Origin of the sequence: Streptomyces sp. NBC_01255, assembly GCF_036226445.1 — a bacterium.
GTDB lineage: Bacteria > Actinomycetota > Actinomycetes > Streptomycetales > Streptomycetaceae > Streptomyces.
Genome location: NZ_CP108474.1, coordinates 3,949,451 through 3,975,605 on the forward strand (window position 1 = coordinate 3,949,451; position 26,155 = coordinate 3,975,605).

A 26,155-nucleotide genomic window follows, 5' to 3' on the forward strand; every position below is an offset into this window, starting at 1 on the left:
TCGAAGGTCGCGCTTAGAATCCGAATTACCTTCGGAATTCGAGTGGGAGAGGCGATCGTGGACGAACTTGATTCGGCGTTGGTGCGGATGCTCCAGGAGGACGGTCGGCGCACCAACCGGGACATGGCCCAGGCGCTCGGCATCGCCCCGTCGACCTGTCTGGAGCGGATCCGGTCGCTGCGCGAGCGCGGCATCCTGACGGGGTTTCACGCCGAGGCCGACCTCGCGGCGATCGGCCGCGGGCTCCAGGCCGTGATCGCCGTACGGGTCCGCCCGCCGACGCGTGCGGTGATCGAGTCGTTCCAGGCCTTCCTGGAGGGGATGCCGGAGGTGATCTCGCTGTTCGTGCTCACCGGGCACGACGACTTCCTGGTGCACGTCGCGGTCCGCGACACCGACCATCTGCACGCGGTGGTCCTGGACAAGCTGACGAAGCGCCCGGAGCTCGCCGACGTACGGACGTCGGTGGTGTACGGGCACATGCGCAAGAAGGTGATCGGCCCGACGTGAGGGATCCCTGCGTGAGGGTTGCGGACACTGGGGGGTCCTAGGACCCCCGGGGGTGGCGAACTGGTCCCCGGGCCCGATGCGGCCCCCGGCCGGCCCGGTCTAGCGTGCGGGTGTGCTGCAGAAGACGCCCGCCCCGCCCCCCGTGTCCGATCTGGCCATCCCGCATGCTGAGGGGGTGAGCAACGACGAGTTCCGGGCGGCGATGTCCCGCCTCGCCGCGGGCGTGGTCCTGGTGACGGCGCACGACCCCGACGAGGGCCCGCGCGGCGAGGACGTCGGCATGACGGCCACCGCCTTCATGTCGGTCTCCCTCGACCCGCCGCTCGTCCTGGTCAGCCTCCGCAACGGCTCCCGCATGGACGACCTGCTCGCCGAGGTCCCGGTCTGGGCGGTGTCGATCCTCTCCGAGGGCCAGCGGCAGATCGCCGGGCGCTTCGCGATGAAGAACCGGGTCAGCGACCGGCTCCTCTTCGCCGACCTTCCGTACACGCGCGGCGCGGAGAGCGGCGCTCCGCTGCTCGGCGGGGCGCTCTCGGTGCTGGAGTGCCGCACGGAGAGCCGGGTCGTGGCCGGGGACCACACCCTGGTCGTCGGCCGGGTCGTGACGGTCGGCCTGCCCTCGGCAGACGGCAGCGGCCCGCTCACGTACTTCCAGGGGAAGTACCGGCACCTGAGCTGAGAACGGCGGGCGGGGCTCTGAGGAGGCTCAGCCCCAGTCGCCGCGGGACTGCCGGGTGCGCTTGGTCTCCGAGCGCTGCTTCTTCTCCCGCAGCCGCCGTTCGTTGATGCCGCGCGGGATCTTCGTCGCCCTGCGGGGCTTCGGCGGCGGGGCCGTCGCCTCGGCGAGGAGGGTGGCGAGGCGGACCGCGGCCGTCTCGCGGTTACGCCACTGGGAGCGGTGCTCCGAGGCGCGGACCGTCACGACGCCGTTGACCAGGCGGGAGGCGAGGCGCTCCAGGGCGCGGGCCTTCCACACCTCGGGGAACGCCGTGGTGGCCGCGAGGTCGAAGCGGAGCTCCACCTGCGAGTCGCTGGTGTTCACGTGCTGCCCGCCCGGCCCAGACGACCGCGAGAAACGCCACTGGAGCTCGGCCTCGGGGAGCGAGACGGAGCCGCGGATGGGATAGGGACCGGACATGCCTCCATGTTCCCCGCAGTGGGCCGTTGGAGTCATCCTGTTTTCGCCGGGAACCCGTCGGGAACCGCTGGGGGTCCGTGCGCGTTTCTCCAGGCGACGACACCACGATGAAAGGGACTTTCCATGGCTGTGAGCCTGTCCAAGGGCGGCAACGTCTCTCTGACCAAGGAGGCCCCGGGCCTCGCCGCCGTCACCGTGGGCCTCGGCTGGGACGTCCGCACCACCACCGGTACCGACTTCGACCTCGACGCGTCCGCGATCGGTGTGGACGCCGCCGGCAAGGTCGCCTCCGACGCCCACTTCGTCTTCTTCAACAACAAGGCGACGCCGGACCAGACCATCGTCCACACCGGTGACAACCGCACCGGCGAGGGCGGCGGCGACGACGAGCAGATCAACGTCAACCTCGCGGGCCTCCCGGCGAACGTCGACAAGATCGTCTTCCCGGTCTCCATCTACGACGCGGTCAACCGCTCGCAGAACTTCGGCCAGGTGCGGAACGCCTACATCCGCATCGTCAACCAGGCCGGCGGCGCCGAGCTCGCCCGCTACGACCTCTCCGAGGACGCCGCCGTCGAGACCGCCATGGTCTTCGGCGAGCTCTACCGCAACGGCGCCGAGTGGAAGTTCCGCGCGGTCGGCCAGGGCTACGCCTCGGGCCTCGAGGGCATCGCCCGCGACTTCGGCGTCAACCTCTAAGACTTGATCCGTAGTTCACCAGAGGGTGAGCTGCGGGTCGCAGCCGGGGCGGAGGCCGGGCGCTCCAGCGTGGTCACCTTGCGGTGTCTCATCTGGGGTTGCTCGGTCCCGCCGTTCGGCGGTTCGGGGAGTAGAGGTCCCACGGCGTTGCCGTGGGACTGCCTGACCCCGAGCAGGGAGAGCGCGTCGGCCGCCGCCGGGGAGAGCTCCTCCACCGGCCCGGTCAGCGGCCGCCACTCGACGGCCTCCGTACTGCCGTCCGTCTCGGTGACGGCCAGGAGATCACCGGGGCGGAGCTCCACCGCGTAGAAGACCGCCACCAGGTGCCAGGTCACACCGTTCCGGGTGGCCGTGTATGTACGGGCGTCGACCAGCCGGGCCCCGACGAGCACCCGGCCCGTCTCCTCGTACAGCTCACGCGCCAGCGCCTCCACCGGCTGCTCCCCGGGGTCGATCCCGCCGCCCGGGAGGTGCCAGAGACCGGCCTCGAAGACCGGCGAGGCCTCCGACAGGCGGGTCAGGAGCAGTCGGTCGCGCTCGACGACGATCGCGTAGGCCGAGACGCGCTTCTGCACGGGCGTGTTCATCGATTCCCTTCCAGGGGTTCCAGTTGTCAGTGGTCCCGCGAGACCAGTCCCGCCTCGTACGCGACGATCGCGGCCTCCACCCGGTTGCGCGCCCCGAGCTTGGCGAGGACGGCGCTGACGTGGGCCTTCACGGTGCCTTCGACCAGGTGCAGCCGGGCCCCGATCTCCGCGTTGGAGAGCCCCGCGCCGACCCCCGCGAGGACGTCCCGCTCCCGTGGCGTCAGGTGGCCGAGGGAGCGGTGGGGCCGTGCCGCCCGGTGGGAGCCCGCCGCCCGGTCGGAGCGCAGCCCCTCGATGACCCGGGCGGCCACCCGCGGCGACAGATAGGCGCCGCCCGCCCCCACCGCCCGCACTCCGTTGAGCAGCTCCCGGGGGTCGTCCGCCTTGAGCAGGAAGCCGCTGGCCCCGTCCGCGAGCGCCCGCGTGATGAACGCGTCCTCGCCGAAGGTCGTCAGCATGATCACGCCGGCCGTCGGCAGCACCTGGTGGATCCTGGCGGCCGCCGCGAGGCCGTCGAGGCCGGGCATCCGGATGTCGAGGAGGACCACGTCGGGGCGGTGGCGCCGGGTCAGCTCGACGGCCTGGTGGCCGTCGGCGGCCTCCGCGACCACCTCCGTGCCCGTGTCCCTGGCCAGGATGGCCCGCACCCCGGCCCGGACCATCGCCTCGTCGTCGGCGACGAGGACCCGGACCGGCCGGCTCTCCGCCGACGTCTCTTCCACGCGCCGAGCCTACGACTCCGGGAGGGCCGAGCACCCCTGACGAAAGGAAGGAAGGTCCTTCCGAACGCCCCATGCGCCGCCGGGCCCGCCGCTCCTAGCGTCCACCGTGTGATCGCACTCCGAGAACTGACGAAACGCTACGGCGGGTCCACCGCCGTCCACGAACTGACCCTGGACGTCGCGGCGGGCCGGGTGACCGGCTTCCTCGGCCCCAACGGCGCCGGGAAGTCCACCACGATGCGGATGATCCTCGGCCTCGACCACCCCTCGCGCGGCACGGCGCTCATCGACGGCAGGCCCTACGCGGCCTTGCGTCACCCCCTCCGCGAGGTCGGCGCGCTGCTCGATGCGAAGGCCGTGCACCCGGCCCGTACGGCCCGCTCCCATCTGCTCGCGCAGGCCCGCAGCAACGGCATTCCGGTGCGCCGGGTCGACGAGGTCCTGGACACGGTGGGCCTCGCCAAGGCGGCCCGGCGCCGGACCGGCTCGTACTCGCTCGGCATGTACCAGCGGCTCGGGGTCGCGGGGGCGCTGCTCGGCGATCCGCCGACGCTCGTCCTCGACGAACCGGTCAACGGCCTCGACCCGGACGGCGTGCGCTGGATGCGCCAGCTCGTCCGGGGCCAGGCCGCGCAGGGCCGCACGGTCTTCCTCTCCAGCCATCTGATGAGCGAGATGCAGCTGACCGCGGATCACCTCGTCGTCATCGGACGGGGCCGGCTGCTCGCGGACACCCCGATGGCCGCGTTCCTCGCGGGCGGCGCCCGGCCGTCCGTACGGGTCGAGGTGCCCGACCCCGAGGAGCGGGCCGTCCTGGTGAGCCGCCTCGCGGCGGAGACCGGTGTGACGGTGGAGGCGCAAGAGACACCCGGGACGCCCGGAGTGGTCCTGGTGCGGGGCCTGAGCGCCGCCCGCGTCGGCGACCTCGCCCACCGCCACGGCGTCAGGCTGCACCAACTGAGCGATGTCCAGGTGTCCCTGGAGCAGGCGTACATGGAACTGACGGCGCGGAGCGTCGAGTACGTGACGGGAGGGGAGAAGGATGAGCACCGCCACGATCACGCGTAAGAACACCGCTGAGATCTCCGGCGGGGGCTTCGCCGGGGCGTTCGGCGCCGAGTGGACCAAACTGTGGTCGGTCCGCGCGCCGTACGTCTGCCTCGTGGCCGCCCTGGCGACGACGGGGATCTACACCTTCTACTACGGCTCGATCGCCCAGCTCAACGGGCACCCCGTCCAACCCGTCGGCGACGCCTCGGTCTCCTCCACCGCCGTCGTCCAGTTCGCCGTGGTCGTCCTGGCCATGCTCATGGTCACCGGCGAGTACACGACCTCCAGCGTCCACGCCTCGCTCCTGTGGGTGCCCGTCCGGCACCGGGTCCAGCTGGCGAAGGCACTGCTCGCCGCCGTGGTCTCCTTCGCCACCGGCGCGGTGTGCGCGGTGGCCGGCATGGCCGTGGCCTGGGGTCCGTTCGCCGGGCACGCCTCCTTCGACGCGGCCTCCGCCGCCCGCCAGACCGTGGCCGTCGGCGGCTACTACGCCCTCGTCGCGGTCCTCACCGTCGGCGTGTCCTTCGCGACGCGGCACGCGGCCGGGGCGCTCGCCGTGCTCCTCACGCTGCTGTGGGGGCTGCCGACCGTGCTCCTGGGGCTGGGCGGCCCCGCCCTGCTCGCCGTCCACGACTGGCTGCCGCACAGCGCGGGCGGCGTCTTCATGCGAGGCACCGCCCCCGACGCCCCGCACGCCCCCGACACCCCGTACGGGCCCGGCGTGGCCGTCCTGGTCCTGGCGGCATGGGCCCTGGCCGCCCATCTGACCGGCCTGTACCTGCTGCGGCGGCGTGACGCGTAGCGTCGGACGGATGATGACAGCCCCTCCCGTGCGGCGCGCGCTCGCCGACCTGGCCCTGTGGGCCGTGCTCTGCGGCGCCGCCGTCCTGTGGCTCCGGGACGACCCGACACCCTCGGTCGCCCTGGGTCTGGTGCTGCCGCTCGTGGTCGCGGCGGTCGCGCTCCCCCTGTCCCGGCGCCGGCCGGAGGCCGCGGTCCTGCTGGCCGGTGTCGCGTGCGCGGTGGGGTTCGCGGACACGACGAGCCCCGCGCACGTCTCCGTCCTGACCCTGGCGGTACTGAGCTGCCTCCTCGGCCTGCGGACGGCGGCGACCCGCACGCCGCTGCTCGTGCTCGCGGCGGCCCTGGCGGCCGGCCTCGCGGTCTGCGCCGTCCTGCGGGTGGGCCCGGTGTGGTGGTTCTACGCCCTGACGGTGCTGCCCGCCGCGCTCCTCCTGCCGTGGCTCGCGGGCCGTTACTGGCGCGGCCGTACGGAGCTGGTGCGCGGCGGGTGGCAGCTGGCGCGGAGCCTGGAGGAGCGGCAGCGGTTCGTCGCCGAGCGGGCGCGGCTGACGGAACGCGCCGGCATCGCCGCCGACATGCACGACTCCCTCGGGCACGTCCTGAGCCTGGTCGCGCTGCGCGCCGGGGCACTGGAGCTCTCCCCGACGCTCGCCGAGCGGGACCGGGAGGACCTCGCCGAGCTGCGCGGGACGATCGCGGACGCCGTCGACCAGCTGCGGGAGACGGTCACGGTCCTGCGCGAGAAGCCGCAGGACGACCCGCTCCGGCCGGCCACCGACACCGTCGAGGAGCTCCTCGGCCGGGCCGTCGCCTCCGGCGTCCCCGTCCGGTGGGAACGCGAGGGCCCGCCGCCCGCGCTGTCCCCGCTGATCGAGCGCGGGGTGTACCGGGTGGTGCAGGAGGCGCTCACCAACGCCACCAAGCACGCGCCGGGCAGTCCCGTCCGCGTCAGCATCACCCACGACGCGGACCGCGACCGCACCCACGTCCGGATCGTCGACGCGGGACCGCTGCCGGGCCGGGCCCCCGGCGATCAGGCGGGCGGCCACGGGCTCGCGGGGCTGCGCGAGCGCGTCACCGTCCTCGGAGGGACCCTGCACGCCGGCCCGTACGAGGAAGGCGGCTTCCAGGTCAGCGCGACCCTCCCGCACCGCGCGACGCCCCCGCCGCGGCCCGACGACAGCACCGGCACCGCGCCCGAGTCGGCGCGCCGGCTGGCCCAGGTGCGGCGCAGTGCCCGCCTGCGCCTCGCGACCGCCTTCGCGATCCCGGCGGGAGCGGCGCTCGTCTTCGTACCGGCGGCGGCCTACTTCGCGTACCAGCTGAGCGCGGGAGTGCTGCCGCCGTCCGCCTACGAGCAGCTCCCCGTCGGCGGGACCCACGCCGACCTGGCCCCGCTCCTGCCGTCCGAGCCCTTCCCGTACCCGCCGGACGACGCCCGGTCGGCGCCCCGGCCCCCGGGAACCACCTGCGCCTTCTACCGGTCGAACGGCAACCTCCTGGAGGAGGTCGACCTCTACCGCCTGTGCTGGTCGGGCGCCCGCCTCGTCACCAAGGACACGCTGCCCGCGCGCTAAGGCGCGGCCGGCTTCCCCTCGCCGAACAGCCAGACGTCCCACAGCCCGTCGAGGTCCTTCCCGGCCACGCTCTCCGCGTAGGCCGTGAAGTCGTCCGTGGAGGCGTTGGCATGCCGGTACTTCGCGGGCCAGCCGCGCAGGATCTCGTCGAAGGCGGCGTCCCCGACCGTCTCGCGCAGCTTGTGGAGGACCATCGCGCCGCGCTGGTAGACGGGCGGGTCGAAGAGGTTCTCGGCGGAGGGCGGGGCGGCCGGCGGGAAGGCCCAGTTGGCGTCCTGGGCGAAGGCCCGCGCGAAGTGCGTCCGCGCCGGGACGCCCTCGTACTCCTCCGCGTACAGCCATTCGGCGTAGGTGGCGAAGCCCTCGTTCAGCCACAGGTCGCGCCAGGTGGCGGGGGTCACCGAGTTCCCGAACCACTGGTGCGCCAGCTCGTGGACGAGGGTCGTCCGGTCGAAGGAGGCCGCGGGGAAGACGGGCCGGGTCTGGGTCTCCAGGGCGTAGCCGAGGGTCCCGTCCTCGGTGACGATCGCCCCGGCGGCCGAGAAGGGGTACGGGCCGAAGCGCTCGGCCTGCCGGGCGAGGATCTCGGGGATCTCGCCCCGCAGCGCCGCGCTGCCCGCCGCGACCGACGGGTCGGCGGCGGTCAGGACGGGGAGGGAAACGGGACCGGGGCCGGGGTCGGATCCGGTCGTCGGCCCGGGCGCCCTGGCCGTGTCCGTCGCCGTCTCGTACCGGCCGATCGCGACCGTCGCCAGATAGCTCGCCATCGGCTCGGCCGAGTGCCACACCGTGGTGACGCGGCCGTCCCGCTCCGTCCGCCGGTCGGTCCTGACGCCGTTGGAGAGCGCTTCGAGCCCGGCCGGGACGGTGAGCGTGATGTCGTACGCGGCCTTGTCGGCCGGGTGGTGGTTGCCGGGGAACCAGGTCATGGAGCCCTCCGGTTCGCCGACCGCGACCGCCCCGTCGTCGGTGCGCAGCCAGCCCTCCTCGGAGCCGTCCGCGTCCGTGATCGGCTCCGGCACGCCCGTATAGGTGACGGTGGCCTTGAACTCCGCCCCGTCGCCGATGTCCTCGCGCGGGCGGAGCGTCAGCTCGTCGCCCGCCCTGTTGTACGCGGCGGGGGCGCCGTCGACGGTCGCCCCGGCCACCGTGAGACCGGCCAGGTCGAGGTTGAAGGCGCTGAGGTCCTGGGTCGCGCGGGCGGTGATCTCGGCGGTGCCGTCGAGGCGCCCGGTGCCCGGGTCGTAGGCGAGGGACAGGGCGTAGTGCCGCACGTCGTAGCCGCCGTTGCCGAGCTTCGGGAAGTACGGGTCGCGCAGCCCGGCGGCCCCGGGAACGCCCCGGACCCCGCCGCCGGCCTCCGTACAGCCGCCCGCGAGGAGCGCGAGGGCGAGAAAGGCCGCGGCGGCCCCGGTCCGGGTGCCGGTCCGGGTGCGTCGCCGGGTCACGTACTCGTCCTCGTACACGTACACGTACCGATCCTAAGCAGGACGGATGCGACCGACACCGTACGGAAACGGCGGTGGCGCCCGGCGGGGGATCCGGGCGCCACCGCCGGCTGCGGGGCTACTGCTGCCGAGCGAGGGCTCAGTTGGCGAGCGCGGCCACGCCCGCCTGGGCGAACTTCTCGTCCAGGTCGCCGGACGGGGCGCCCGCGACGCCGATGCCCGCGATGGGCGCGCCCTTGGCGGTGACCGGGGCGCCGCCCGCGAGGAAGAGGGTGCCGGGGATGTCCTTCAGGTTCGGCGCCTGGGCGAGGCGGCCGGCGAGGACGGAGGTCGGGGCGTTCCACGAGACGGCGGTGAAGGCCTTGCGCTCGGCGGACTCGTAGGACTGCGGGCCGGCGCCGTCGCCGCGCAGGGTCACGATGGTGTTGCCGTTGCGGTCGACGACGGCGACGGAGACGCGCTGGTTCTCCTTCTCGGCGGCGTCAAGGGTGGCCTGCGCGGCCTTCGTCGCAGCCTCGATCGTCAGGTGCGTCGACTGCTGGAGGTTGTCGTTGCCGGCGTCGGCCCGGACGACGGCGGCGGGGGCGGCGGCCGGGGCGGAGGCGTTCGCGGAGACCGCGCCGAAGGTACCGGCGGCGACGACAGCGGCAGCGGTGGCACCGAAGAGGATCTTCTTCATGAGGAACTCCGTGAGGTGAGGAGGAGGGGAGGGAAGAGGGAGGAGGGCGGTTCGTTCGTTCGCTCTGTCATCCATCCTGTGGCCGGACCCGAGGCCTTTCGGTCCACGGTCCGGCTGCCCTGCTCGCGCACACTGGAGGACGCCCGGGTCAGCCGATCGGCTGATGCCGGTCTGGTCCATCCGGGCCACGATGGACAGATATCCCCAGGTCAGGACGGAATCGAGAACGGAGGCGGGCAGGTGACACAGCCGGAAGGCAGGCGGATGACACAGCCGCCCACCGAGCAGGACCCGGACGCCCCCTGGCTCGCACGCGTCATGCACATCGCGTTCTTCCTCCTCCTCGGCGCCTCCCTCGCCCGCTTCCTGCTGCGCCACCCCTGGGAGGACCGCAGCCCCTGGATCGTCGCCCTCTCCGGCGCCCTCGCCTCCCTCTACCTCCTCGGCCCCGTCCTCGGCACCCGCGCCGCCCCGCGCCGGATCGCCTGGCTGGGCACGGTCGTCGCCGTCTGGATCGTCCTCGTCGTCCTCGCGCCCAGCTTCGCCTGGTGCGCGGTCCCGCTCTTCTACACGGGCCTGCGCACCCTCCCCCCGCGCGCCGCGCTCGGCCTCGTCGTCCTGCTCACCGCCTTCGTCGTCTTCGCGCAGGTGCAGCTCGCCCACGGCGGCTGGGACCCGAACCTGGTCGTCGCGCCGCCGGCCGTCGCCGCGATCGCCACCGGGGTGTTCGTGTACTCCGACCGGCAGGCCGCACGGCAGCGGGCGCTCATCCACGACCTGATCCGCACCCGGCGCGAACTGGCCGCCATCGAGCGCCGCGAGGGCACCCTCGCCGAGCGCCAGCGGCTCTCCATGGAGATCCACGACACCCTCGCGCAGGGCCTCTCCAGCCAGCAGATGCTGCTCCAGGCGGCGGACCGCACCTGGGACAGCGACCCCGGCACCGCCCGCCGCCATGTCCGTACCGCCGAGTCCATCGCCGAGCGCAACCTCGCCGAGGCCCGCCGCTTCGTCCACGACCTCGCCCCCGCCGACCTCGCCGAGGGCGGCGGCCTCGAAGAGGCCCTGCGCGGTCTGGCGGCGCGCGAGTCGGCGGAGTTCCGGGTGGACGGGACCGCGGTACCGCTGCCCGACCGGACGCAGTCGGCGCTCCTGCGGATCGCGCAGGGCGCCCTCGCCAACATCCGCGAGCACGCGGGCGCCGAATCCGCCGCCCTGACCCTCACGTACCTCGACGACCAGGTGGTCCTGGACATCGCCGACGACGGCCACGGCTTCGACCCGGCGCTCACGCGCGACGCGGGCGGGCGCGGCGACCGGGGCGACCGGGGCCACGGGCTGCCCGCGATGCGGGTGCGGGCCCAGCAGCTGGGGGGCACGCTGACGGTCGAGTCCACCCCGGGCGAGGGCACGGTGCTCTCGGCCGCGATCCCCCTGACGCCCTGACCACCCACATCCCTCTGCCCCCCTCGCTCCTGGAGTCGTGATGTCCGTACGGATCCTCCTCTGCGACGACCACGTCGTCGTCCGCGCCGGGCTGCTCGCCCTCCTCGGCAGCACCCCCGACATCGAGGTCGTCGGCGAGGCCGGCAGCGGTGAGGAGGCCGTCGCCATGGCGGCCAAGCTGAAGCCCGACGTCGTCCTGATGGACCTCCAGCTCGGCCCGGGCATCGACGGCGTGGAGGCGACCCGCCTGATCGCGCCCACCGGTGTCCACGTCCTCGTCCTCACCACGTACGACACCGACGCCGACATCACCCGGGCCATCGAGGCGGGCGCCACCGGCTACCTCCTGAAGGCCGAACGGCCCGAGGAGCTCTTCGCCGCCATCCACTCCGCCGCGCAGGGCCGCACCGCCCTCTCGCCGCCGGTCGCGAGCCGGGTCATGGACCGGATGCGGGGCGCGGCGGGCCCGAGCCTCACCGACCGGGAGCGGGACATCCTCGGCCAGCTCGGCCGCGGCCTCGGGAACCGCGAGATCGCGCGGGCGCTGTTCATCAGCGAGGCGACGGTGAAGACGCACCTCGGCCGGATCTACGCGAAGCTCGGCGTCGACACGCGCGCGGGCGCCGTGGCGGTCGCGAAGGAACGCCGCCTGCTGCCGTAGCGCGCCGTGCTGCCGTCGCGCTTCCTGCCTCCGAGACACGGACTCACTGCTACCGTGCGTTGCTGTCCGAACGCACGGTGTCATAATCCTCTCCGTGGGAGCGCACGTGAAGCTCGCCATCGTCGGCGGCGGCCCCGCCGGCCTCTACCTCTCGATCCTGCTGAAGCGGCAGGACCCGTCCCACGACATCGCCGTGTACGAACGGAACCCCGCGGGCTCCACGTACGGCTGGGGCGTCACCTACTGGGCCGGGCTCCTCGACAAACTGCGCGCGGGCGACCCCGAGTCCGCCGCGGCCGTCGCCGAGGCCTCCGTCACCTGGACCGACGGCGTCGCGATCGTCCGCGACGAGCGGACCGTCCACCGCGGCGACGCCGGCTTCGGCATCGGGCGGCGGCGGATGCTCGCGCTCCTCGCCGACCGGGCCGAGGAGCTCGGCGTACGGGTCGCCTTCGAGCACGACGTGACCGGGCGGGACGCGCCCGAACTCGCCGACGCGGACCTGGTCGTCGCCGCCGACGGCGTCAACAGCGTGCTGCGCGAGGCGCACGCGGACCACTTCGGCGGCGAGGTCACCGCCGGCCGCAACCAGTACATCTGGCTCGGCACCACCAAGGTCTTCGACTCGTTCAGTTTCGCCTTCAAGGAGACCGAGCACGGCTGGATCTGGTGCTACGCCTACGGGTTCAGCGGCGAGCGCTCCACCTGCGTCGTCGAGTGCTCCCCCGAGACCTGGACGGGCCTCGGCCTCGACACCAGCGGCGAGACCGACAGCCTGCGGCTCCTGGAGAAGCTCTTCCACGACCTCCTCGACGGCCACGAGCTGATCGGACGGGAACGGGCCGACGACGCCGCCCAGTGGCTCACCTTCCGCACCCTCACCAACCGGGTCTGGCACCGCGGCAACCTGGTCCTCCTCGGCGACGCCGCCCACACCACGCACTACTCGATCGGCGCGGGCACCACCCTGGCCCTGGAGGACGCGCTCGCCCTCGCGGACGCCCTGCGCGCACCCGATGCGCTGCGCACCCCCGCCGGCCTCGACGCCGCCCTCACCACGTACGGGAAGCGGCGCCGCGCCGAGCTCGTCTCGGCCCAGAGCGCGGCCCGGTACAGCGCCCAGTGGTACGAGAACCTGCCTCGCTACATGCGGCTGGAGCCGGCGCAGATGTTCGCGCTCCTCGGCCAGCGCCACTCGCCGCTGCTCCCGCACATCCCGCCGCAGCTGTACTACCGGATCGACCGGGCCGCCGGACAGCTGGAGGCCCTGCGCCGCCTCAAGCGCTGGCTGGGCCCGCGGGTGGCGCGCGCGGTGCACGGCCGCCGCTGAGCGCGCCTGGTCGCGGCCCGCCGGGGTCACGCGTCACACGTCCCGGCGGTGGACCGCGATCAGGGCCACCGCCACCGCGCCCAGCGACCAGGCCGCGTACACGGTCCACGCCCCGCCCGTCGTCCACGGGAACTCCACCGGCACCGGCGAGTCCCCCACCTCCGTCAGCCGCTTCCACGCGCCCTGCGGCAGGGCGTGCAGGAACGTCGCCGACCAGCGGCTCCGCGCGTCGACGAGCGCGGGCAGCAGGAGCAGGACGCCGGTGACGGTGACGATGGTGGTCGCCGTGTGCCGCAGGAGCGCCCCGAGGCCGAAGCCGACGAGCGCGCACACCGGGGCGAGCAGGGCGGACGCGGTGACGGCGGCGAGCGCGCCCGGGTAGTCGATCGACATGCCGGCGTCCCGACCGGAGAGCACGGCCTGCGTGGCGGCGAAGGAGACGGCGGCGACGAGGATCCCGTACACGAGCATGACGCCCGTGAGGACCAGCGTCTTCGCGGCCGTCACGGCCCGCCGGTCGGGTACGGCCGCGAAGGTCGTACGGATCTGGCCGGTGCCGTACTCGCCGACGATCACGAGCGCGCCGATGGAGCCGGCCGCGAGCATGAACACCATGGCCCCGCCGAGCGTGAAGGCGTCGCGCATCGCCCAGATGGGCACGAACAGGTCGCGGATGCCCTGGGCGTAGTTCGGGTAGTTGCGGTAGTCGGCGAAGGTCGCGTTGAGGTTGACGGCGAGGACGGCGAACGCGCCGACGCCGAAGGCCCAGGGGGTGGAGCGCAGGGACCACAGCTTCATCCACTCGGCGGCGAGCAGATCACGGAAGCGGGCGCTGCTCATCGGTTCTTTCCTTTCTTCTGGAACTCGACGCTGTCGGCGGTGAGTTCCATGAACGCGTCCTCCAGGGAGGAGGCGCGGACGGCCAGTTCGGCGAGCGCGGTGCCGTCCCGGAAGGCGAGCGCGCCGACCCGGTCCGCGCCCATCCCGGTCACGGTGAACACCCCGCCCGCCCCGTCCGGCGGCCGTACGGTCGCCCCCTCGCGGATCAGGGCGGCGGCGAGGCCCGGTGCCGCGGCCGGGTCGGCGGTCCGTACGGTCACCCCGCCGCCGGAGCCGCGCGCGGCGAACTCCGCCAGGCTCTCCGCGGCGATCAGCGTGCCGCGGCCGATGACCACGAGGTCGTCGGCGGTGTGCTCCATCTCGCTCATCAGATGACTGGAGACGAACACCGTGCGCCCCTCGGCGGCGAGCCGCCGGAACAGGCCGCGCGCCCACAGCACGCCCTCCGGGTCGAGGCCGTTGACCGGCTCGTCGAAGAGCAGGACGGGCGGGTCGCCGAGCAGGGCGGCGGCGATCCCGAGCCGCTGCCGCATGCCGAGGGAGTAGCCGCCGATCCGGCGCCTGGCCGCGTCGGCGAGCCCGACCTCGTCGAGGACCTCGCCGACCCGGCGGCGCGGGATGCCGTTGGTGCGGGCGAGGGCGGCCAGGTGAGCGTCGGCGGTCCGGCCGCCGTGCACGTCGTGCGCGTCGAGCAGCGCCCCGACGTGCCGCAGCCCCCGCGGCAGGTCCCGGAACCGCCGCCCGTCGACGGTGGCGGTCCCGGACGTGGGCTCGTTCAGCCCCAGGATCAGCCGCAGAGTCGTGGACTTGCCGGCCCCGTTGGGACCGAGAAACCCGGTCACCCGCCCGGCCCGCACACGGAAACTGAGCCGGTCGACGGCGACGCGACCGCCGCGGGCGGGGGCGGGGTCGGCCCCACCGGAGGCCGGGTCGTCGTCGCTGCCGCCCGCGCGGCGGGCGAACAGGCGGGTCACAGGGCCGAAGGCGGCGCCCACCGGGCCGGACGGGCCGCTTCGGCGGCGGTCGTGGCCGTAACGTTTGGTCAGTTCTCGGACTTCGATCACCCGGCCAACGGTGCCGGGACGGCACCCTCGCCGACATCGGCCCGCCGGCCACAAACGGGCCGGTGGGGTGGCCCGGGGGCGTACGCCCCGAGGCCGATGCCCGGTACCCCTCCCCCTGCCTACGATCGGCCCATGCCTGCCACCGCCACCACCACCACGACGACCGCCGCTTCCCTTCCCGCCGTCGCCCCGGCCGGGCGCGTGTCGGCGGTCCTGGCGTGGTGTGTGGCCGCCGCCCACCCCTTCGTCCTCTTCTTCGGCGTGCAGGCCGGGCCGTTCCGCTCGACGGAGCTCCGTCTCTTCCTCACCACCGTCGGCATCGGCCTGCTCCTGCCCCTGGCGCGGCGCAGACCGGAAGCGGCGCTCGGGCTGCTCCTCGTCGGACTGTTCGCGGCGGCGACCACCTGGCCGGCCCCCGAGCTGCTGTACCTCCCCGTCCTCGCCGCCGACGCCTGCGTCGGGTGGCTGACCGCCCGGCGCCCGCTCCGCATCGCGGTGCCCGCCGCCCTGACGACGCTCGCCGTGCAGCTCGGGGCGGCGCCGTACACGACCTCCGGCCGGAACGTCTTCATCACCACGGCCCTGGCCCTCGCCCTCGCGCTCCTCACCGCCGGGCTGCTCGGCCGTTCGGTACGCGAGCGGCGCGCGCACGCGACCGAGCTGCGGGCGCGGTCGGAGGCGGAGGCCGTCACCGCCGAGCGGCTGCGGATCGCCCGCGAGCTGCACGACGTCGTCGCGCACAGCATCGGCGTCATCGCCATCCAGGCGGGCGTCGGCCGCCGGGTCATCGACACCCAGCCGGCCGAGGCCCGCAACGCACTCGCCACCATCGAGACCACCAGCCGCGAGACCCTCGCCGGTCTGCGCCGCACCCTGGGCGCGCTCAGAGCCTCCACGAAGGACACCCCGTCCTCCCCTGCCCCCTCCCCCGCACCGCTCGAACCGGCACCGGGCCTCGCCGACCTGGACCGGCTCGTCGCGTCCACGGCCGACGCGGGCGTACGGGTCGAGGTGCGGCGGCTCGGCGACCTCGACCGGCCGTTGCCGCCGGAGGTCGACCTCGCCGCGTACCGGATCGTGCAGGAGTCGCTGACGAACGTCGTACGCCATGCGTCGACGCCCGCCTGCCGGGTGACGGTGGACCGGAGCGAGGACACCCTGCTCGTCGAGATCACCGACGACGGCCCGTCGAAGAACACCCCCGACACAGGGGCCGGGGCCACCACCGAGCACGGGCACGGGCACGGATACGGCATCGTCGGCATGCGCGAGCGAGCCGCGCTCCTCGGCGGCCGCTTCTCCGCGGGCCCCCGCCCGGGAGGCGGCTTCCACGTGACCGCCGCACTGCCCCTGCCGCTTCCCCAGGAAGGCCCCCGCACGCCATGACCCAGCCGACCCAGCCGACCCAGCCGACCTCGACGACCTCGACGACCTCGCCGATCCGCGTCCTCCTCGTCGACGACCAGCCCCTGGTCCGGGCGGGCCTGCGCGTCCTGATGGCCGACAGCCCCGACCTCGCTGTCGTCGGCGAGGCCGGCACCGGCACGGACGCGGTCCGGCTGGCCGGCGACCTCCGCCCCGACGTGGTGGTGATGGACGTCCGGATGCCCGGCATGGACGGCATCGAGGCCACCCGGCTCGTCACCGCGGGCCCCGGCGCGCCCCGCGTCCTCGTCCTCACGACCTTCGACGACGACGAGTACGTGTACGGTGCGCTCCGCTCCGGCGCGAGCGGCTTCCTGGTCAAGGACATGGCCCTGGACGACATCCTCGCGGCGATCCGCGTGGTCGCCGCCGGGGACGCCCTGATCGCGCCGGCCGTCACACGCCGCCTGATCGAGGAGTTCGCGGCCCGCCCCGAACCGGGCCCGGCCCCCGCCGCCGCCCGGTCCCGTCCGCTCACCGGCGTGACGCCGCGGGAGCGGGAGGTGCTCACCCTCGTCGGCCGCGGCCTGTCCAACGGCGAGATCGCGGTACGGCTCCACATCAGCGCGGCCACCGCCAAGGCGCACGTCGCGCGGCTCCTCGCCAAGCTGGACGCACGCGACCGGGTGCAGCTCGTGGTCCTCGCGTACGAGACGGGCCTGGTGCCGTGACACCATCGGTCCCGTGCTCGACATCGGCTACTCCCTCTCCCGTCGCTTCCCCGACCCTCCGCAGACCGACTACCGCCGCGCGGACGTCCACGCGCTGCGCCACGACCTCTTCTGCGGGGACGTCTACCTCGCCGACACCAAGGCCGACCGCGAGGTGTCCACAGCCTGGGGATGGGTCCCGGTGCTCGACTTCGCCTGGGCCCTGTGCGACATCGTCGAGCAGCTCGACCAGGACCCGCGCGGCAGCCGCGCCGCGCAGCCGCAGTACGCGGAGCTCGACTTCACCGAGTCCTCGGACCGGATGCTCTTCGAGCGCCGCTTCGGCTGGGTCGACGTCGAGGCCGACTGGATGCCGGGCGACGAGCCGCCGGTCACCTTCAACCACGCCGAACTGCGCCGCGAGGCCCGCGATTTCCTGCACGACCTGATCGCCGACCTCACCGACATGCACGAGGGCCTCGGCGACAACCCGGCCGTCTGGTCCCTCCAGGCCCGCTTCCCCCGCCTCAAGTAGCAGCGGCCCCTCCTCACCCCTCCACCCGCACCCCCAACCGCGCCGCGAGCACCGGCGCCAGGTCGAGGAGCTGCGTCGTCGAGATCACCGCGCCCGCCAGCGACTCCACCCCGCGCGCGATCTCCAGACGCTGCACGCCGCGCAGGTCCACGTCCTTCAGCCGCGCCCCGGAGAAGTCCGCCCCGGTCAGGACGCAGTCCACGAACTCGACCCGTTCGAGCACCGCGCCCCCGAAGTCCGGCTCGCTCAGCACGCACCCCTCGAAGACGACGTCCTTCAGCTTCGCCGCCCGCAGGTTCAGGTAGTCGCACTTCCCGCCCCGCACCACGACTCTCTCCAGCACCGCCCCGTGCAACTGCACCCCGCCGAGCCGCGCGTCCACGAGCTCCACGTCCCGCAACTGCGCCGCGGACAGGTCCGTGCCCACCCCCCGTACGCCGCTCAGCACCGAGTCGAGGAACCGCGCGCCCGTCAGACGCGCCTCGTCGAGCCCGCACTCCCGCAGCGCGCAGTCCAGGAACCGCGCGCCCGCCCCCGACTGCCCCGCCAGGTCGAGCCCGGACAGTTCGAGCCCGTCGTAGTCCCCGTCGGCCTCGATCCCGCCCTCGTACGCCACGAGGGGAGGCAGCCGCACCTCCGGCCGCCGCGCCCCCGCCACCGCTCCCGCCTTCTTCTTCCTCGCCGTCGCCATCCCCCCATAGTGATCCATGCCACTGACAACACCCCCGTCCCGATGTCACAAACGCCGCCCCGCCACCCGTCCCCCGTACGAGACCGAACGACCACGGCGAGGGAGACGGACATGCGCAAGCTCACGATCATCGGCGGCGGCTTCGCGGGGCTCACCGCGGCGATCACCGCCGCCGAGGCCGGCGCCAAGGTGACCGTGCACGAGGCACACCGCACTCCCGGCGGCCGGGCCCGTACCGCCGAAGGCCCGTACCGCACCAACGAAGGCCCGCACGCCCTCTACGACGGCGGCCCCCACTGGACGTGGCTCAAGCAGCGCGGCCTCCTCGGCCCGCTCGCCCCGCTGCCGCCCGCCGAGGCCCTCCGGCTCCGCTTCCACCGCGACGGCGCCCTGCGCCGCACCCCGCCGCTCGGCCTGCTGCGCCAGACCCTCCGGAACGCCGCACAGGCCCCCGTCGACGTTGACTTCCACACCTGGGTCACCGGCCTCGCGGGCGAGCGGACCGCCCACGACGCCGCCGCCTACAGCGCGGTCGCCCTCTTCCACCACGACCCGGGCTCGCTCTCGGCCCGCTTCGTCCAGGAGCGTCTGCACCGGGCGGGCTCCCTGCCGCCCGAGGCCCACTACGTCCGGGGCGGCTGGGGTCAGCTGATCGAACGGATGGTCGCGCGCGCCTGGGAGATGGGCGTACGGATCGAGACCTCGTCCCGCGTCGACAGCCTGCCGCTCGGCGACGGGCCGGTGGTCGTCGCCACCGCCCTGCCCGCCGCCGCCCGGCTCCTCGGCGACCCGTCGCTGACCTGGGAGAGCGGCCGCACGGTGCTGCTCGACCTGGCGCTGCGGACCCGGAAGGGCGATCCGTTCGTGGTCTCGGACCTGGACGCGCCCGGCTGGATCGAACGGTTCACGGCGCAGGACCCCTCGCTCGCCCCCGCCGGACAGCAGCTGATCCAGGCCCAGCTGCCCATCGGCCCCGGCGCGTCCAAGGCGGACGGCGTCGCCCATGCCGAGCGGCTCCTCGACCGCGGCTTCCCCGGCTGGCGCGAGCGGACGGTGTGGCGCCGGGAGGCCGTGTCCCAGGGCCGTACGGGTGCGGTGGACCGGCCGGGCACCACCTGGCGCGACCGGCCGGCGGTCGACCGGGGCGACGGCGTGTACCTGGTGGGCGACCAGGTGGCGGCGCCCGGAGTGCTGTCGGAGGTGTCGTTCACGAGCGCGATGGAGGCGGTGTCGCTGGCCGTCCGCACGGAACTGCTTGACCTCAAGCGCGCTTGAGGTCGGAGGCTCTACCTGTCACCGCGAAAGCACCACGGGAACACACCCGGACGACGACAGGGGAACCGTCATGCACGCCATCCGCCTCCACGCCTTCGGCCCCGCCGAGAACCTCACGTACGAGGAGACGACCGACCCCGTACCGGCCCCCGGCCAGGTCCGCATCCGTGTCGCGGCGGCCGGCGTGCACCTCCTCGACACCGCGCTGCGACTCGGCCACACCGGCCCCTTCCCCGCCCCCGCCGAACTCCCCACGATCCCCGGCCGCGAGGTCGCCGGCACCGTCGACGCACTCGGCGAGGGCACCGACCCGTCCTGGCTCGGCAAGCGGGTCGTCGCCCACCTCGGCATGGTCCCCGGAGGGTACGCGGAGCTGGCCGTCACCGACGCCGCCCGCCTGCACGCCCTGCCCGAGGGCCTCGGCGAGGCCGAGGCCGTCGCCATGATCGGCACCGGCCGCACGACCCTGGGCATCCTGCAGTTCACGGAACTCGGCCCCGACTCGATCGCGATCGTCCCGGCGGCCGCGGGCGGCATCGGCACCCTGCTCGTCCAGTACGCGATGAACGCCGGCGCGACCGTCGTCGGCCTCGCCGGCGGCCCCGCGAAGGTCGCGCTCGTCGAGGCGAACGGCGCCGACCTCGCCGTCGACTACAAGGAGACGGACTGGCCGGAGAAGGTCCGCGCGTACCTCGGCGGGCGCTCCGCGACCGTCGTCTTCGACTCGGTCGGCGGCGACACCGGCCGCGCCGCCGTCGACCTCCTCGGCAAGGGCGGGCAGCACGTGGTGTTCGGCTGGTCCGGCGCGGGCCTGCACGACGGCGAACCGCTGACGTTCACCCCGGAGGAACTCGCGGAGCGGGGCATCACGTCGGACTCCGTCCTCGGCCCCGTCATGATCCAGAAGGCGGGCGGCGACGTCCGCAACCTCGAACTCGCCGCCCTCGCCGCCGCGACCGACGGCAGCCTCCGCCCGGCGGTCCACCGCTTCCCGCTGGAGGACGCGGCGAAGGCCCACCGCGCCCTGGAGACCCGGGGCACGACGGGCAAGGTGGTCCTCATCCCGTAGGAAGCACGGATCACCGACTCAGACGCCGATGACGTCCCACGAATGCGCCTTGAACTCCTTCTGGAAGTCGGCGTGGTCCTCCCACATCCGGGCGGCGGAACGCAGCACGTCCCAGTTGTGCTCAAGGGCCTGGTCCACGACGGGCCGCAGTTCGGGGGCCGACTCCCGCTTCTCCACGAGGCCCTTGACCGCCGAGGCGGCCTGCACGGTGTAGCGCAGGGCGCGCAGGGCCCGGGACGTGTCGTCCATCCCGAACCCGTGGTCCTTCCCGTTCGCGGGGTCGAAGAGGGGCGTCAGGCGCGCCTCGATGAAGTCGGTGATCCGCTGAAACCGCTGCTCGATATCCATGCCCCCTTCCTACAGCACGTCCTACAGCACTCCCGCCCCACCACCGCCGAGCTCCGCCAGCGCCCCGTCCGTGAGGCGGTAGACCGTCCACTCGTCCTGCGGGCGGGCGCCCAGGGACTCGTAGAAGTCGATCGACGGCTTGTTCCAGTTCAGGACGGACCACTCCAGGCGCTCGTAGCCGCGGTCCACGCAGATCCGGGCCAGCTCGCTCAGCAGGGCCTTGCCGTGGCCGCCGCCGCGCACCTCCGGACGGACGTACAGGTCCTCCAGGTAGATGCCGTGGACACCGCGCCAGGTCGAGAAGTTGAGGAACCAGAGCGCGAAGCCGGCGACCTCGCCGGACTCCGTCTCCGCGATGTGGGCGAAGGCGGCGGGGCGGTCGCCGAAGAGGGCCTCGTGGAGCTGCTCAGGGGTCGTACGGACCTCGTGGAGGGCCTTCTCGTACTCCGCGAGGTCGCGGATCATGGCGAAGACGACGGGGACATCGGCGGGCGTGGCGGTACGGATCATGGGACCAGCCTGCCCCGGATCACGCCCTCCTGGCCAGCAGGATTCGCGCGAGCGCCACCTGTTCCTCGTCCAGGCCGGGCTCTCCGTCCTCGATGTCCCAGAGCCCGTTCTGCAGGACCCGGCCGAGCGTCCACGCCACCGCCCGCCGCCGGTCGCCGACGACCTCGGCCAGCAGGTCGAACCGCCACAGCATCTCGTCCGGATCGGGATCGAACCGGTCCGTCAGAGCGGGCAGCAGATCGAACCCCGGATCCCCGGCGAGCGGCTTGGGGTCGATGGCCAGCCAGGGCTCCCGCTCGGCCGCGAGCACGTTGTCCAGGTGGAGGTCCCAGTGGAGCAGCCGGTCCCCCGGCTCGCCCGCCACGTCCCGTACGGCCGCCGCGCAGTCCCGCAGGACGGCGGCGTCGGCCGCGTCGAGCCGTGCGGCCGCGTCCGGTACGTCGGCGAGCATCCCGGCGGCGATGTCGCCGAGGGTCCGCAGCCCCGCCGGCGCCGGAACGGCCACGAGCCGGGCGAGCAGCGCCGCCACGATCCGCAGCGCCTCCCTGGTGTCGGCGACCGAGGACAGCGGCCGGGCGGCGTCGAGCCACTCCAGGAGCATGGTCCCGGTCCCGGCGTCGTGATCGAGCAGCCGCACCACACCGGCCCCGTCCCAGACCCGCAGCCCGACCGGCTCCCCCTCGGTCTCGTCGTCGAGGATCTGCATCTTCAGCGCGGCGCGGGTGCCGTCCGCGACCCGCTCCACCGGCAGCACCAGCGAGGCCACCCCGTACATGGAGGGTCCGGTGACCCGCAGCCCCCAGCGGCCGAGGAACTCCTCGGCCCGCGCGGGCAGCCCGGCGACGAACGCCCGCCCCGCCTCACCGTTGTACTTGGCCTGCGAGCGCGCGAGTTCCTCGGGTACGTGAATCACGTACCGAGACTAGACACCGGCGTCGCGCAGCGCCTTCGAGAATGCGCCGGCGCCGTAGAGGGCGCCTCCACCGGGCAGCACGCCCCCGTCGACGAGCACGGTCGGCGTACCGCCGCCGAAAGACCCGTATCCACAGGCCCAAGGCCCCGGGTAACGTCCCGCCCACGCACCCGGCAGACGGACTGAGGAACGACACATGAGTACGGTCAACGGCGGCATCTCGTTCTGGTACGGGCAAGAGGGCGCCCCCGCCCCCCGCGAGCCGCTCCCCGGCGACACCACGGCCGACGTCTGCATCGTCGGCGGCGGCTACACGGGCCTGTGGACGGCCTACTACCTGAAGAAGGCCGTCCCGTTCCTCAACATCACGGTCCTCGAAGCCAAGTTCTGCGGCTACGGCGCCTCCGGACGCAACGGCGGCTGGCTCTACAACGGCATCGCGGGCCGCGCCCGCTACGCCAAGCTCCACGGCCACGAGGCCGCCGTCCGCCTCCAACAGGCCATGAACGCCACGGTCGACGAGGTCCTGGACATCTGCGAGACGGAGAAGATCGAGGCGGACCAGCACCGCGGAGGAGTGCTCGAAGTAGCCGTTTCCCCGGCGCAACTGGCCCGTCTGAAGGAGTTCCACGCGACCGAGGCCGCCTTCGGCGAGAGGGACCGCGAGCTCTACGGCGCCCGCGAGACGGCCGACCGGATCCGCGTCACCGGCGCCGTCGGCTCGTCCTGGACACCGCACGGCGCCCGTCTGCACCCGGTGAAGCTGGTCAAGGGCCTGGCGGAGGCCGTGGAGTCCCTCGGCGTGACGATCCACGAGTCGACGCCGGTCACGGAGATCAAGCCGAAGCACGCGATCACCCCGTACGGCACGGTCCGCGCCCCGTACGTCCTGCGCTGCACGGAGGGCTTCACGGCCTCCCTCGCCGGGCAGCGCCGCACCTGGCTGCCGATGAACTCGTCGATGATCGCCACCGAGCCCCTCACGGACGCCCAGTGGGAGTCCATCGGCTGGGAGGGCCGCGAGACCCTCGGCGACATGGCGCACGCCTACATGTACGCGCAGCGCACGGCGGACGGCCGCATCGCGCTGGGCGGCCGGGGAGTCCCGTACCGCTACGGCTCGAAGACGGACAACGACGGCCGCACGCAGCCGCAGACGATCGAGGCCCTCCGCGACATCCTGGTCCGCTTCTTCCCGCAGCTCGCCGGCATCGGCGTCGACCACGCCTGGTCGGGCGTCCTCGGCGTCCCCCGCGACTGGTGCGCGACGGTCACGCTCGACCGCTCGACGGGCCTGGGCTGGGCGGGCGGGTACGTGGGCTCCGGCGTCGCCACCGCGAACCTGGCGGCCCGTACCCTCCGCGACCTGATCCAGCAGGACTCGGGCCAGTCGGGCCCCACGGACCTCACCGCACTGCCCTGGGTGAACCACAAGGTGCGCAAGTGGGAACCGGAGCCGCTGCGCTGGCTCGCGGTCCAGGCGATGTACGCGGCGTTCCGGGGTGCGGACCGCCGCGAACTGACGGGCCACAGCGCGGAGACGGACCGGGTGGCGGTCCTGGCGGACAAGGTGACGGGCCGCCACTGAAGGACGGGCGGCCCGGAACCAAGACCTGGGCAAAGGCCGCCCCGTAACCCTCCCACTCCCCCTCCCCCTCCTCCTCCCCTCACTCCACTTGAATGCCGAAGTCCCCCACCAACTCCTCAAGGCCGCCCCGGTACCCCTTCCCGCCGAGGACGAAGTCCCAGTTGCCGCCGGCGCGCCGCCGGAACGACCCGAGGACGAGGGCGGTCTCGCCGGGCCGCCCGTCGGACACCTCAAGGCGGTCGAGCTCGCCGCCGGAGTCGTCCCGCAGCCGGATCCCCGCGTCGGTGAAGGCGCCCAGGTCGGCGTCGGGATTGACCTCCGGGTCCACGGCGGCCACCAGGACGAGCCGGTCGGCGCGGGCGGGGAGCGCGTCGAAGCCGACTCGTACGGCGGCGCGGTCGCCGGGGGCGGCGGCGACCATGGCCACCGAACCATCGGGTGTGGCGGGGTTGTTGAAGAAGACGAACCACTCGTCGCCGAGGACCTGGTTGCCGGAGCAGACCAAGGCACACACATCAAGAGCGGTGGACCCCGACCACACCATGCCGAGCAGATTGAAGTCGTCGTCGGCCTCGGCGGGCGCGGTCACGGCGACCTCGACGGGAGCCGGAGTGGTCGTCCCACCCCCCAGCCGCCCGCGCAGCCCGTGCTGATGGAGCAGGTCGACGAGCTCAGTACCCGAAATCAGTGTGAGCGGCTTCCCGTTGGCGAAGGCATAGGACCCCGGCCCGAACTTCGAGGTCGTGACGAGCACGCCCTTGTTCGCACCGGCGTCCTGCACGGTCCCGTACAGATCGCGGACGGCGGTCGGCGGGACGGTGTTCCGGTACCGCTTGACCTGCACGACGATCGAGCCGCCGCTGATCGGATCGGAATCCAGCGCCTCGACGTCGACGCCGCCGTCGTTGGAGCGGCGCGTGGTGACGGCCTGAAGCCCCCGAGCACGGAACAGTTCGGCCACAAGCCCCTCGAAGGCGATCGGATCCATGACGAGGAGATCGGGCTCGTCCCCGTCCCCCTGCACCACGACGTCCGAACCGACCTGCTCGGGCGTGCGCAGCGGGGCCACGGCGACCCGCTCCTCGGGCTTGGCGGACAGCCGCCCGCCGAGGGCCCCGGTCAGGCACTCCACGGCCCCGACGAGCTCCAGGTTCAAGCGGTCGAAGTCGCGCCGTCCCACGACGAGGGAAGCGACGCACACGCGCCCGGCGAGCCCGGTGGCGGGATCGACACCGCTCACGTACCCGTTGAGGGCGACGCTCTCGAGCACCCCGCTCCGATCGGCGACGAACAACTCCCGCACGGCGAGGAGCACGCTCTGCGCGAGCACGTCCCGATAGAGGGCGCGCCGCTGAGTAACGGGCCGAGGCACCTCCTTGTCCTCATCCGGGCCCGGCAAGTACTTAATCCCCTTGGCGGCGGGCACGACCTCGTACGCGGGCAGGTCCCAGTCGAGGACGAACGTGCGCCCGACAGGGTCGTAGGCGGCGGCGACCTCGCGCGGAAACCCCTCAGGCCAGGCGGCGGAGGCAAAAAGCACGGCCGAAAAGAACTCGACGACGGTCTCCGGCTCCCCCACTCGCAAGGCGTCGGCGGTCCCGGCGAGCCCGACGTTATGCGCGCGGACCTCCTCGATCCGCGCCGCGGCCCAGGAGTCGTACGCCTGCCGATACGCGGCCAACTGCTCCAGGCGCCGCGCCTCGGCGGCCTGTGCCGCGTACCAGTCGCGCTCGAACCGCGCCCGACCGCCGGGCTCCTGGTAGTGCCGCTGGTCCGGCATGGCCACGGGCTCGCCCAACGCCCCGGGCGCGAACGGCTGCACGACCTCACTCCGCCGCAACCCCTCCACACCAAAAACGGGAGCCCGGCATCCGGAGACAAGCAGCCCCTGAAGCTGGGCGACCCGCGCGTCCAACTCCTGCGTCCGGCGCAGAGCGTCCTCGTCCCGATGCCGCCGATACGCGGCGCGCTGCTCCTTCTGCATCCGGGCGACATCCCGCTCGTACGCCCGCTGCGCCCCCTCCGCCTCCCTGCGCTGACGCAGCACGGCCTGCTGCTGCCCCTCGCGCTCCCTCTGCGCAATCCGCTGCTGCTCGGCCCAGACCCCGATCAGCCCACCGGAACGCCGCCCCATCCGCACACCCCTCCCCGAACGCCACCTGTACGCCCCCGTAACGCACAAGTGTCCCGGACGAGCCCGACCGGGAACACAGGAACACCGCAGCCGCTACGGTCCCGGGTCGGAACCTGAACGCCCCGGCCGCAGGCGCCGCCGGCATCGGGCCACTAGGCCGCGTGACAGTCCGTCAGGTAGTCGAGCCCGGGATCAGGCGGACCACATTGCAGGATCGCGTCCACCGCCGGCCACAGCTCGACGGGTACGGCGTAGCAGAGGAACATCCAGGGGTCGTCCGCATCCGGCTCGATCACTTCCCGAAGCCGCAGAATCTGATCGCGGCTGATGGGAAACTCGGTACGCAGGAATTCGTCCACCTTGCTGAACCCCTGCAACGACCAGACGACCCCGGGCTCCTCTGAAGGCATCCACCGATCGTATCGCCGCGTGGGGGTGCATAGGTCAACGTCCCCTGCCGGT

28 protein-coding genes are annotated in these 26,155 nt (G+C 73.5%); 15 read left to right on the plus strand and 13 right to left on the minus strand.

Annotation, left to right across the window (positions count from 1 at the left end):
- The first annotated feature begins 57 nt into the window (after window positions 1-57).
- Together OG357_RS17420 and OG357_RS17425 are read left to right on the plus strand one after the other, a co-directional pair.
- Window positions 58-510: an Lrp/AsnC family transcriptional regulator gene (locus OG357_RS17420; RefSeq protein WP_329622032.1), complete on the plus strand. Its 453-nt coding sequence runs from the start codon at window positions 58-60 to the stop codon at window positions 508-510.
- A gap of 112 nt (window positions 511-622) precedes the next feature.
- Window positions 623-1,189 carry a flavin reductase family protein gene (locus tag OG357_RS17425; RefSeq protein ID WP_329622033.1) on the plus strand — a complete coding sequence of 189 codons (567 nt, stop codon included), beginning with the start codon at window positions 623-625 and terminating at the stop codon, window positions 1,187-1,189.
- A 27-nt stretch (window positions 1,190-1,216) separates the two neighbouring features.
- Here the strand turns inward: OG357_RS17425 and arfB are convergent, their stop codons facing one another.
- On the minus strand, window positions 1,217-1,648 hold the full coding sequence (arfB, locus tag OG357_RS17430; RefSeq protein ID WP_329622034.1) for an alternative ribosome rescue aminoacyl-tRNA hydrolase ArfB: 432 nt from the start codon (window positions 1,646-1,648) through the stop codon (window positions 1,217-1,219).
- Window positions 1,649-1,771: 123 nt separating this feature from the next.
- Between arfB and OG357_RS17435 the strand changes: the two genes are divergently transcribed.
- On the plus strand, window positions 1,772-2,347 hold the full coding sequence (locus tag OG357_RS17435) for a TerD family protein (RefSeq protein ID WP_329622035.1): 576 nt from the start codon (window positions 1,772-1,774) through the stop codon (window positions 2,345-2,347).
- Here OG357_RS17435 and OG357_RS17440 read toward each other — a convergent pair.
- Together OG357_RS17440 and OG357_RS17445 are read right to left on the minus strand one after the other, a co-directional pair.
- On the minus strand, window positions 2,344-2,934 hold the full coding sequence (locus OG357_RS17440; protein ID WP_329622036.1) for an NUDIX domain-containing protein: 591 nt from the start codon (window positions 2,932-2,934) through the stop codon (window positions 2,344-2,346). The two genes, OG357_RS17435 and OG357_RS17440, sit on opposite strands and share 4 nt — an antisense overlap.
- A 26-nt stretch (window positions 2,935-2,960) precedes the next feature.
- Entirely contained in the window at window positions 2,961-3,656 is a 696-nt protein-coding gene (locus tag OG357_RS17445; protein ID WP_329622037.1) for a response regulator transcription factor, read from the minus strand.
- Window positions 3,657-3,764: 108 nt separating this feature from the next.
- Here OG357_RS17445 and OG357_RS17450 point away from each other — a divergent pair, with 108 nt between their 5' ends.
- The 3 genes from OG357_RS17450 to OG357_RS17460 are packed head-to-tail and all read left to right on the plus strand — an operon-like array spanning window position 3,765 to window position 7,087.
- On the plus strand, window positions 3,765-4,724 hold the full coding sequence (locus tag OG357_RS17450; protein ID WP_329622038.1) for an ABC transporter ATP-binding protein: 960 nt from the start codon (window positions 3,765-3,767) through the stop codon (window positions 4,722-4,724).
- Window positions 4,699-5,508, plus strand: a complete 810-nt coding sequence (locus OG357_RS17455; RefSeq protein ID WP_329622039.1) for an ABC transporter permease — start codon at window positions 4,699-4,701, stop codon at window positions 5,506-5,508. The genes OG357_RS17450 and OG357_RS17455 overlap by 26 nt, the downstream gene beginning before the upstream one ends.
- 10 nt (window positions 5,509-5,518) lie before the next feature.
- A complete protein-coding gene (locus OG357_RS17460) occupies window positions 5,519-7,087 on the plus strand; it encodes a sensor histidine kinase (RefSeq protein WP_329622040.1) in 1,569 nt (522 codons plus the stop codon).
- On the opposite strand, the gene OG357_RS17465 is transcribed toward OG357_RS17460, so the two are convergent.
- Both OG357_RS17465 and OG357_RS17470 read right to left on the minus strand, forming a co-directional pair.
- Window positions 7,084-8,559: a M1 family metallopeptidase gene (locus OG357_RS17465; RefSeq protein ID WP_443066690.1), complete on the minus strand. Its 1,476-nt coding sequence runs from the start codon at window positions 8,557-8,559 to the stop codon at window positions 7,084-7,086. The genes OG357_RS17460 and OG357_RS17465 overlap by 4 nt on opposite strands.
- Before the next feature lie 115 nt (window positions 8,560-8,674).
- Entirely contained in the window at window positions 8,675-9,214 is a 540-nt protein-coding gene (locus tag OG357_RS17470; RefSeq protein WP_329622041.1) for a GlcG/HbpS family heme-binding protein, read from the minus strand.
- Window positions 9,215-9,478: 264 nt separating this feature from the next.
- Here OG357_RS17470 and OG357_RS17475 point away from each other — a divergent pair, with 264 nt between their 5' ends.
- The 3 genes from OG357_RS17475 to OG357_RS17485 all read left to right on the plus strand — a co-directional run bounded on the left by OG357_RS17475 (window position 9,479) and on the right by OG357_RS17485 (window position 12,651).
- On the plus strand, window positions 9,479-10,660 hold the full coding sequence (locus tag OG357_RS17475) for a sensor histidine kinase (RefSeq protein ID WP_329622042.1): 1,182 nt from the start codon (window positions 9,479-9,481) through the stop codon (window positions 10,658-10,660).
- Between the two features lie 40 nt (window positions 10,661-10,700).
- Window positions 10,701-11,321: a response regulator transcription factor gene (locus tag OG357_RS17480; protein WP_317597815.1), complete on the plus strand. Its 621-nt coding sequence runs from the start codon at window positions 10,701-10,703 to the stop codon at window positions 11,319-11,321.
- 106 nt (window positions 11,322-11,427) lie between these two features.
- Window positions 11,428-12,651, plus strand: coding sequence for an FAD-dependent monooxygenase (locus OG357_RS17485; RefSeq protein WP_329625618.1), 1,224 nt, complete (start codon window positions 11,428-11,430; stop codon window positions 12,649-12,651).
- 33 nt (window positions 12,652-12,684) lie between these two features.
- Here the strand turns inward: OG357_RS17485 and OG357_RS17490 are convergent, their stop codons facing one another.
- Both OG357_RS17490 and OG357_RS17495 read right to left on the minus strand, forming a co-directional pair.
- Window positions 12,685-13,491 carry an ABC transporter permease subunit gene (locus OG357_RS17490; RefSeq protein WP_329622043.1) on the minus strand — a complete coding sequence of 269 codons (807 nt, stop codon included), beginning with the start codon at window positions 13,489-13,491 and terminating at the stop codon, window positions 12,685-12,687.
- On the minus strand, window positions 13,488-14,555 hold the full coding sequence (locus OG357_RS17495) for an ATP-binding cassette domain-containing protein (protein ID WP_329622044.1): 1,068 nt from the start codon (window positions 14,553-14,555) through the stop codon (window positions 13,488-13,490). The genes OG357_RS17490 and OG357_RS17495 overlap by 4 nt, the downstream gene beginning before the upstream one ends.
- A 132-nt stretch (window positions 14,556-14,687) precedes the next feature.
- On the opposite strand from OG357_RS17495, the gene OG357_RS17500 reads away from it, so the two are divergent.
- Genes OG357_RS17500 through OG357_RS17510 form a run of 3 tightly spaced genes read left to right on the plus strand, consistent with a single transcriptional unit; the run spans window position 14,688 to window position 17,165 of the window.
- Window positions 14,688-15,941, plus strand: coding sequence for a sensor histidine kinase (locus OG357_RS17500; RefSeq protein WP_329622045.1), 1,254 nt, complete (start codon window positions 14,688-14,690; stop codon window positions 15,939-15,941).
- A complete protein-coding gene (locus OG357_RS17505) occupies window positions 15,938-16,651 on the plus strand; it encodes a response regulator transcription factor (protein ID WP_329622046.1) in 714 nt (237 codons plus the stop codon). The genes OG357_RS17500 and OG357_RS17505 overlap by 4 nt, the downstream gene beginning before the upstream one ends.
- Before the next feature lie 13 nt (window positions 16,652-16,664).
- A complete protein-coding gene (locus OG357_RS17510) occupies window positions 16,665-17,165 on the plus strand; it encodes a hypothetical protein (RefSeq protein ID WP_329622047.1) in 501 nt (166 codons plus the stop codon).
- A 13-nt stretch (window positions 17,166-17,178) separates the two neighbouring features.
- Here the strand turns inward: OG357_RS17510 and OG357_RS17515 are convergent, their stop codons facing one another.
- Window positions 17,179-17,856, minus strand: a complete 678-nt coding sequence (locus OG357_RS17515; protein WP_329622048.1) for a pentapeptide repeat-containing protein — start codon at window positions 17,854-17,856, stop codon at window positions 17,179-17,181.
- Window positions 17,857-17,967: 111 nt separating this feature from the next.
- Here OG357_RS17515 and OG357_RS17520 point away from each other — a divergent pair, with 111 nt between their 5' ends.
- On the plus strand, window positions 17,968-19,131 hold the full coding sequence (locus OG357_RS17520) for an FAD-dependent oxidoreductase (RefSeq protein WP_329622049.1): 1,164 nt from the start codon (window positions 17,968-17,970) through the stop codon (window positions 19,129-19,131).
- A gap of 70 nt (window positions 19,132-19,201) precedes the next feature.
- A complete protein-coding gene (locus OG357_RS17525) occupies window positions 19,202-20,200 on the plus strand; it encodes a zinc-binding dehydrogenase (RefSeq protein WP_329622050.1) in 999 nt (332 codons plus the stop codon).
- Between the two features lie 18 nt (window positions 20,201-20,218).
- On the opposite strand, the gene OG357_RS17530 is transcribed toward OG357_RS17525, so the two are convergent.
- Genes OG357_RS17530 through OG357_RS17540 form a run of 3 tightly spaced genes read right to left on the minus strand, consistent with a single transcriptional unit; the run spans window position 20,219 to window position 21,971 of the window.
- The gene (locus OG357_RS17530; RefSeq protein ID WP_056652160.1) at window positions 20,219-20,548 is read right to left on the minus strand and encodes a hypothetical protein; all 330 of its coding nucleotides are present in this window, start codon (window positions 20,546-20,548) and stop codon (window positions 20,219-20,221) included.
- A gap of 21 nt (window positions 20,549-20,569) precedes the next feature.
- The gene (locus tag OG357_RS17535; RefSeq protein WP_329622051.1) at window positions 20,570-21,058 is read right to left on the minus strand and encodes a GNAT family N-acetyltransferase; all 489 of its coding nucleotides are present in this window, start codon (window positions 21,056-21,058) and stop codon (window positions 20,570-20,572) included.
- 19 nt (window positions 21,059-21,077) lie between these two features.
- On the minus strand, window positions 21,078-21,971 hold the full coding sequence (locus OG357_RS17540; RefSeq protein WP_329622052.1) for an aminoglycoside phosphotransferase family protein: 894 nt from the start codon (window positions 21,969-21,971) through the stop codon (window positions 21,078-21,080).
- A 196-nt stretch (window positions 21,972-22,167) separates the two neighbouring features.
- Here OG357_RS17540 and OG357_RS17545 point away from each other — a divergent pair, with 196 nt between their 5' ends.
- Window positions 22,168-23,559 carry an NAD(P)/FAD-dependent oxidoreductase gene (locus OG357_RS17545; RefSeq protein ID WP_329622053.1) on the plus strand — a complete coding sequence of 464 codons (1,392 nt, stop codon included), beginning with the start codon at window positions 22,168-22,170 and terminating at the stop codon, window positions 23,557-23,559.
- A gap of 79 nt (window positions 23,560-23,638) precedes the next feature.
- Here the strand turns inward: OG357_RS17545 and OG357_RS17550 are convergent, their stop codons facing one another.
- Together OG357_RS17550 and OG357_RS17555 are read right to left on the minus strand one after the other, a co-directional pair.
- Complete coding sequence (locus OG357_RS17550; RefSeq protein WP_329622054.1) at window positions 23,639-25,693, minus strand: restriction endonuclease; 2,055 nt, start codon at window positions 25,691-25,693, stop codon at window positions 23,639-23,641.
- Between the two features lie 152 nt (window positions 25,694-25,845).
- Window positions 25,846-26,103, minus strand: coding sequence for a DUF7683 domain-containing protein (locus tag OG357_RS17555; RefSeq protein WP_329622055.1), 258 nt, complete (start codon window positions 26,101-26,103; stop codon window positions 25,846-25,848).
- Window positions 26,104-26,155 lie beyond the last annotated feature (52 nt).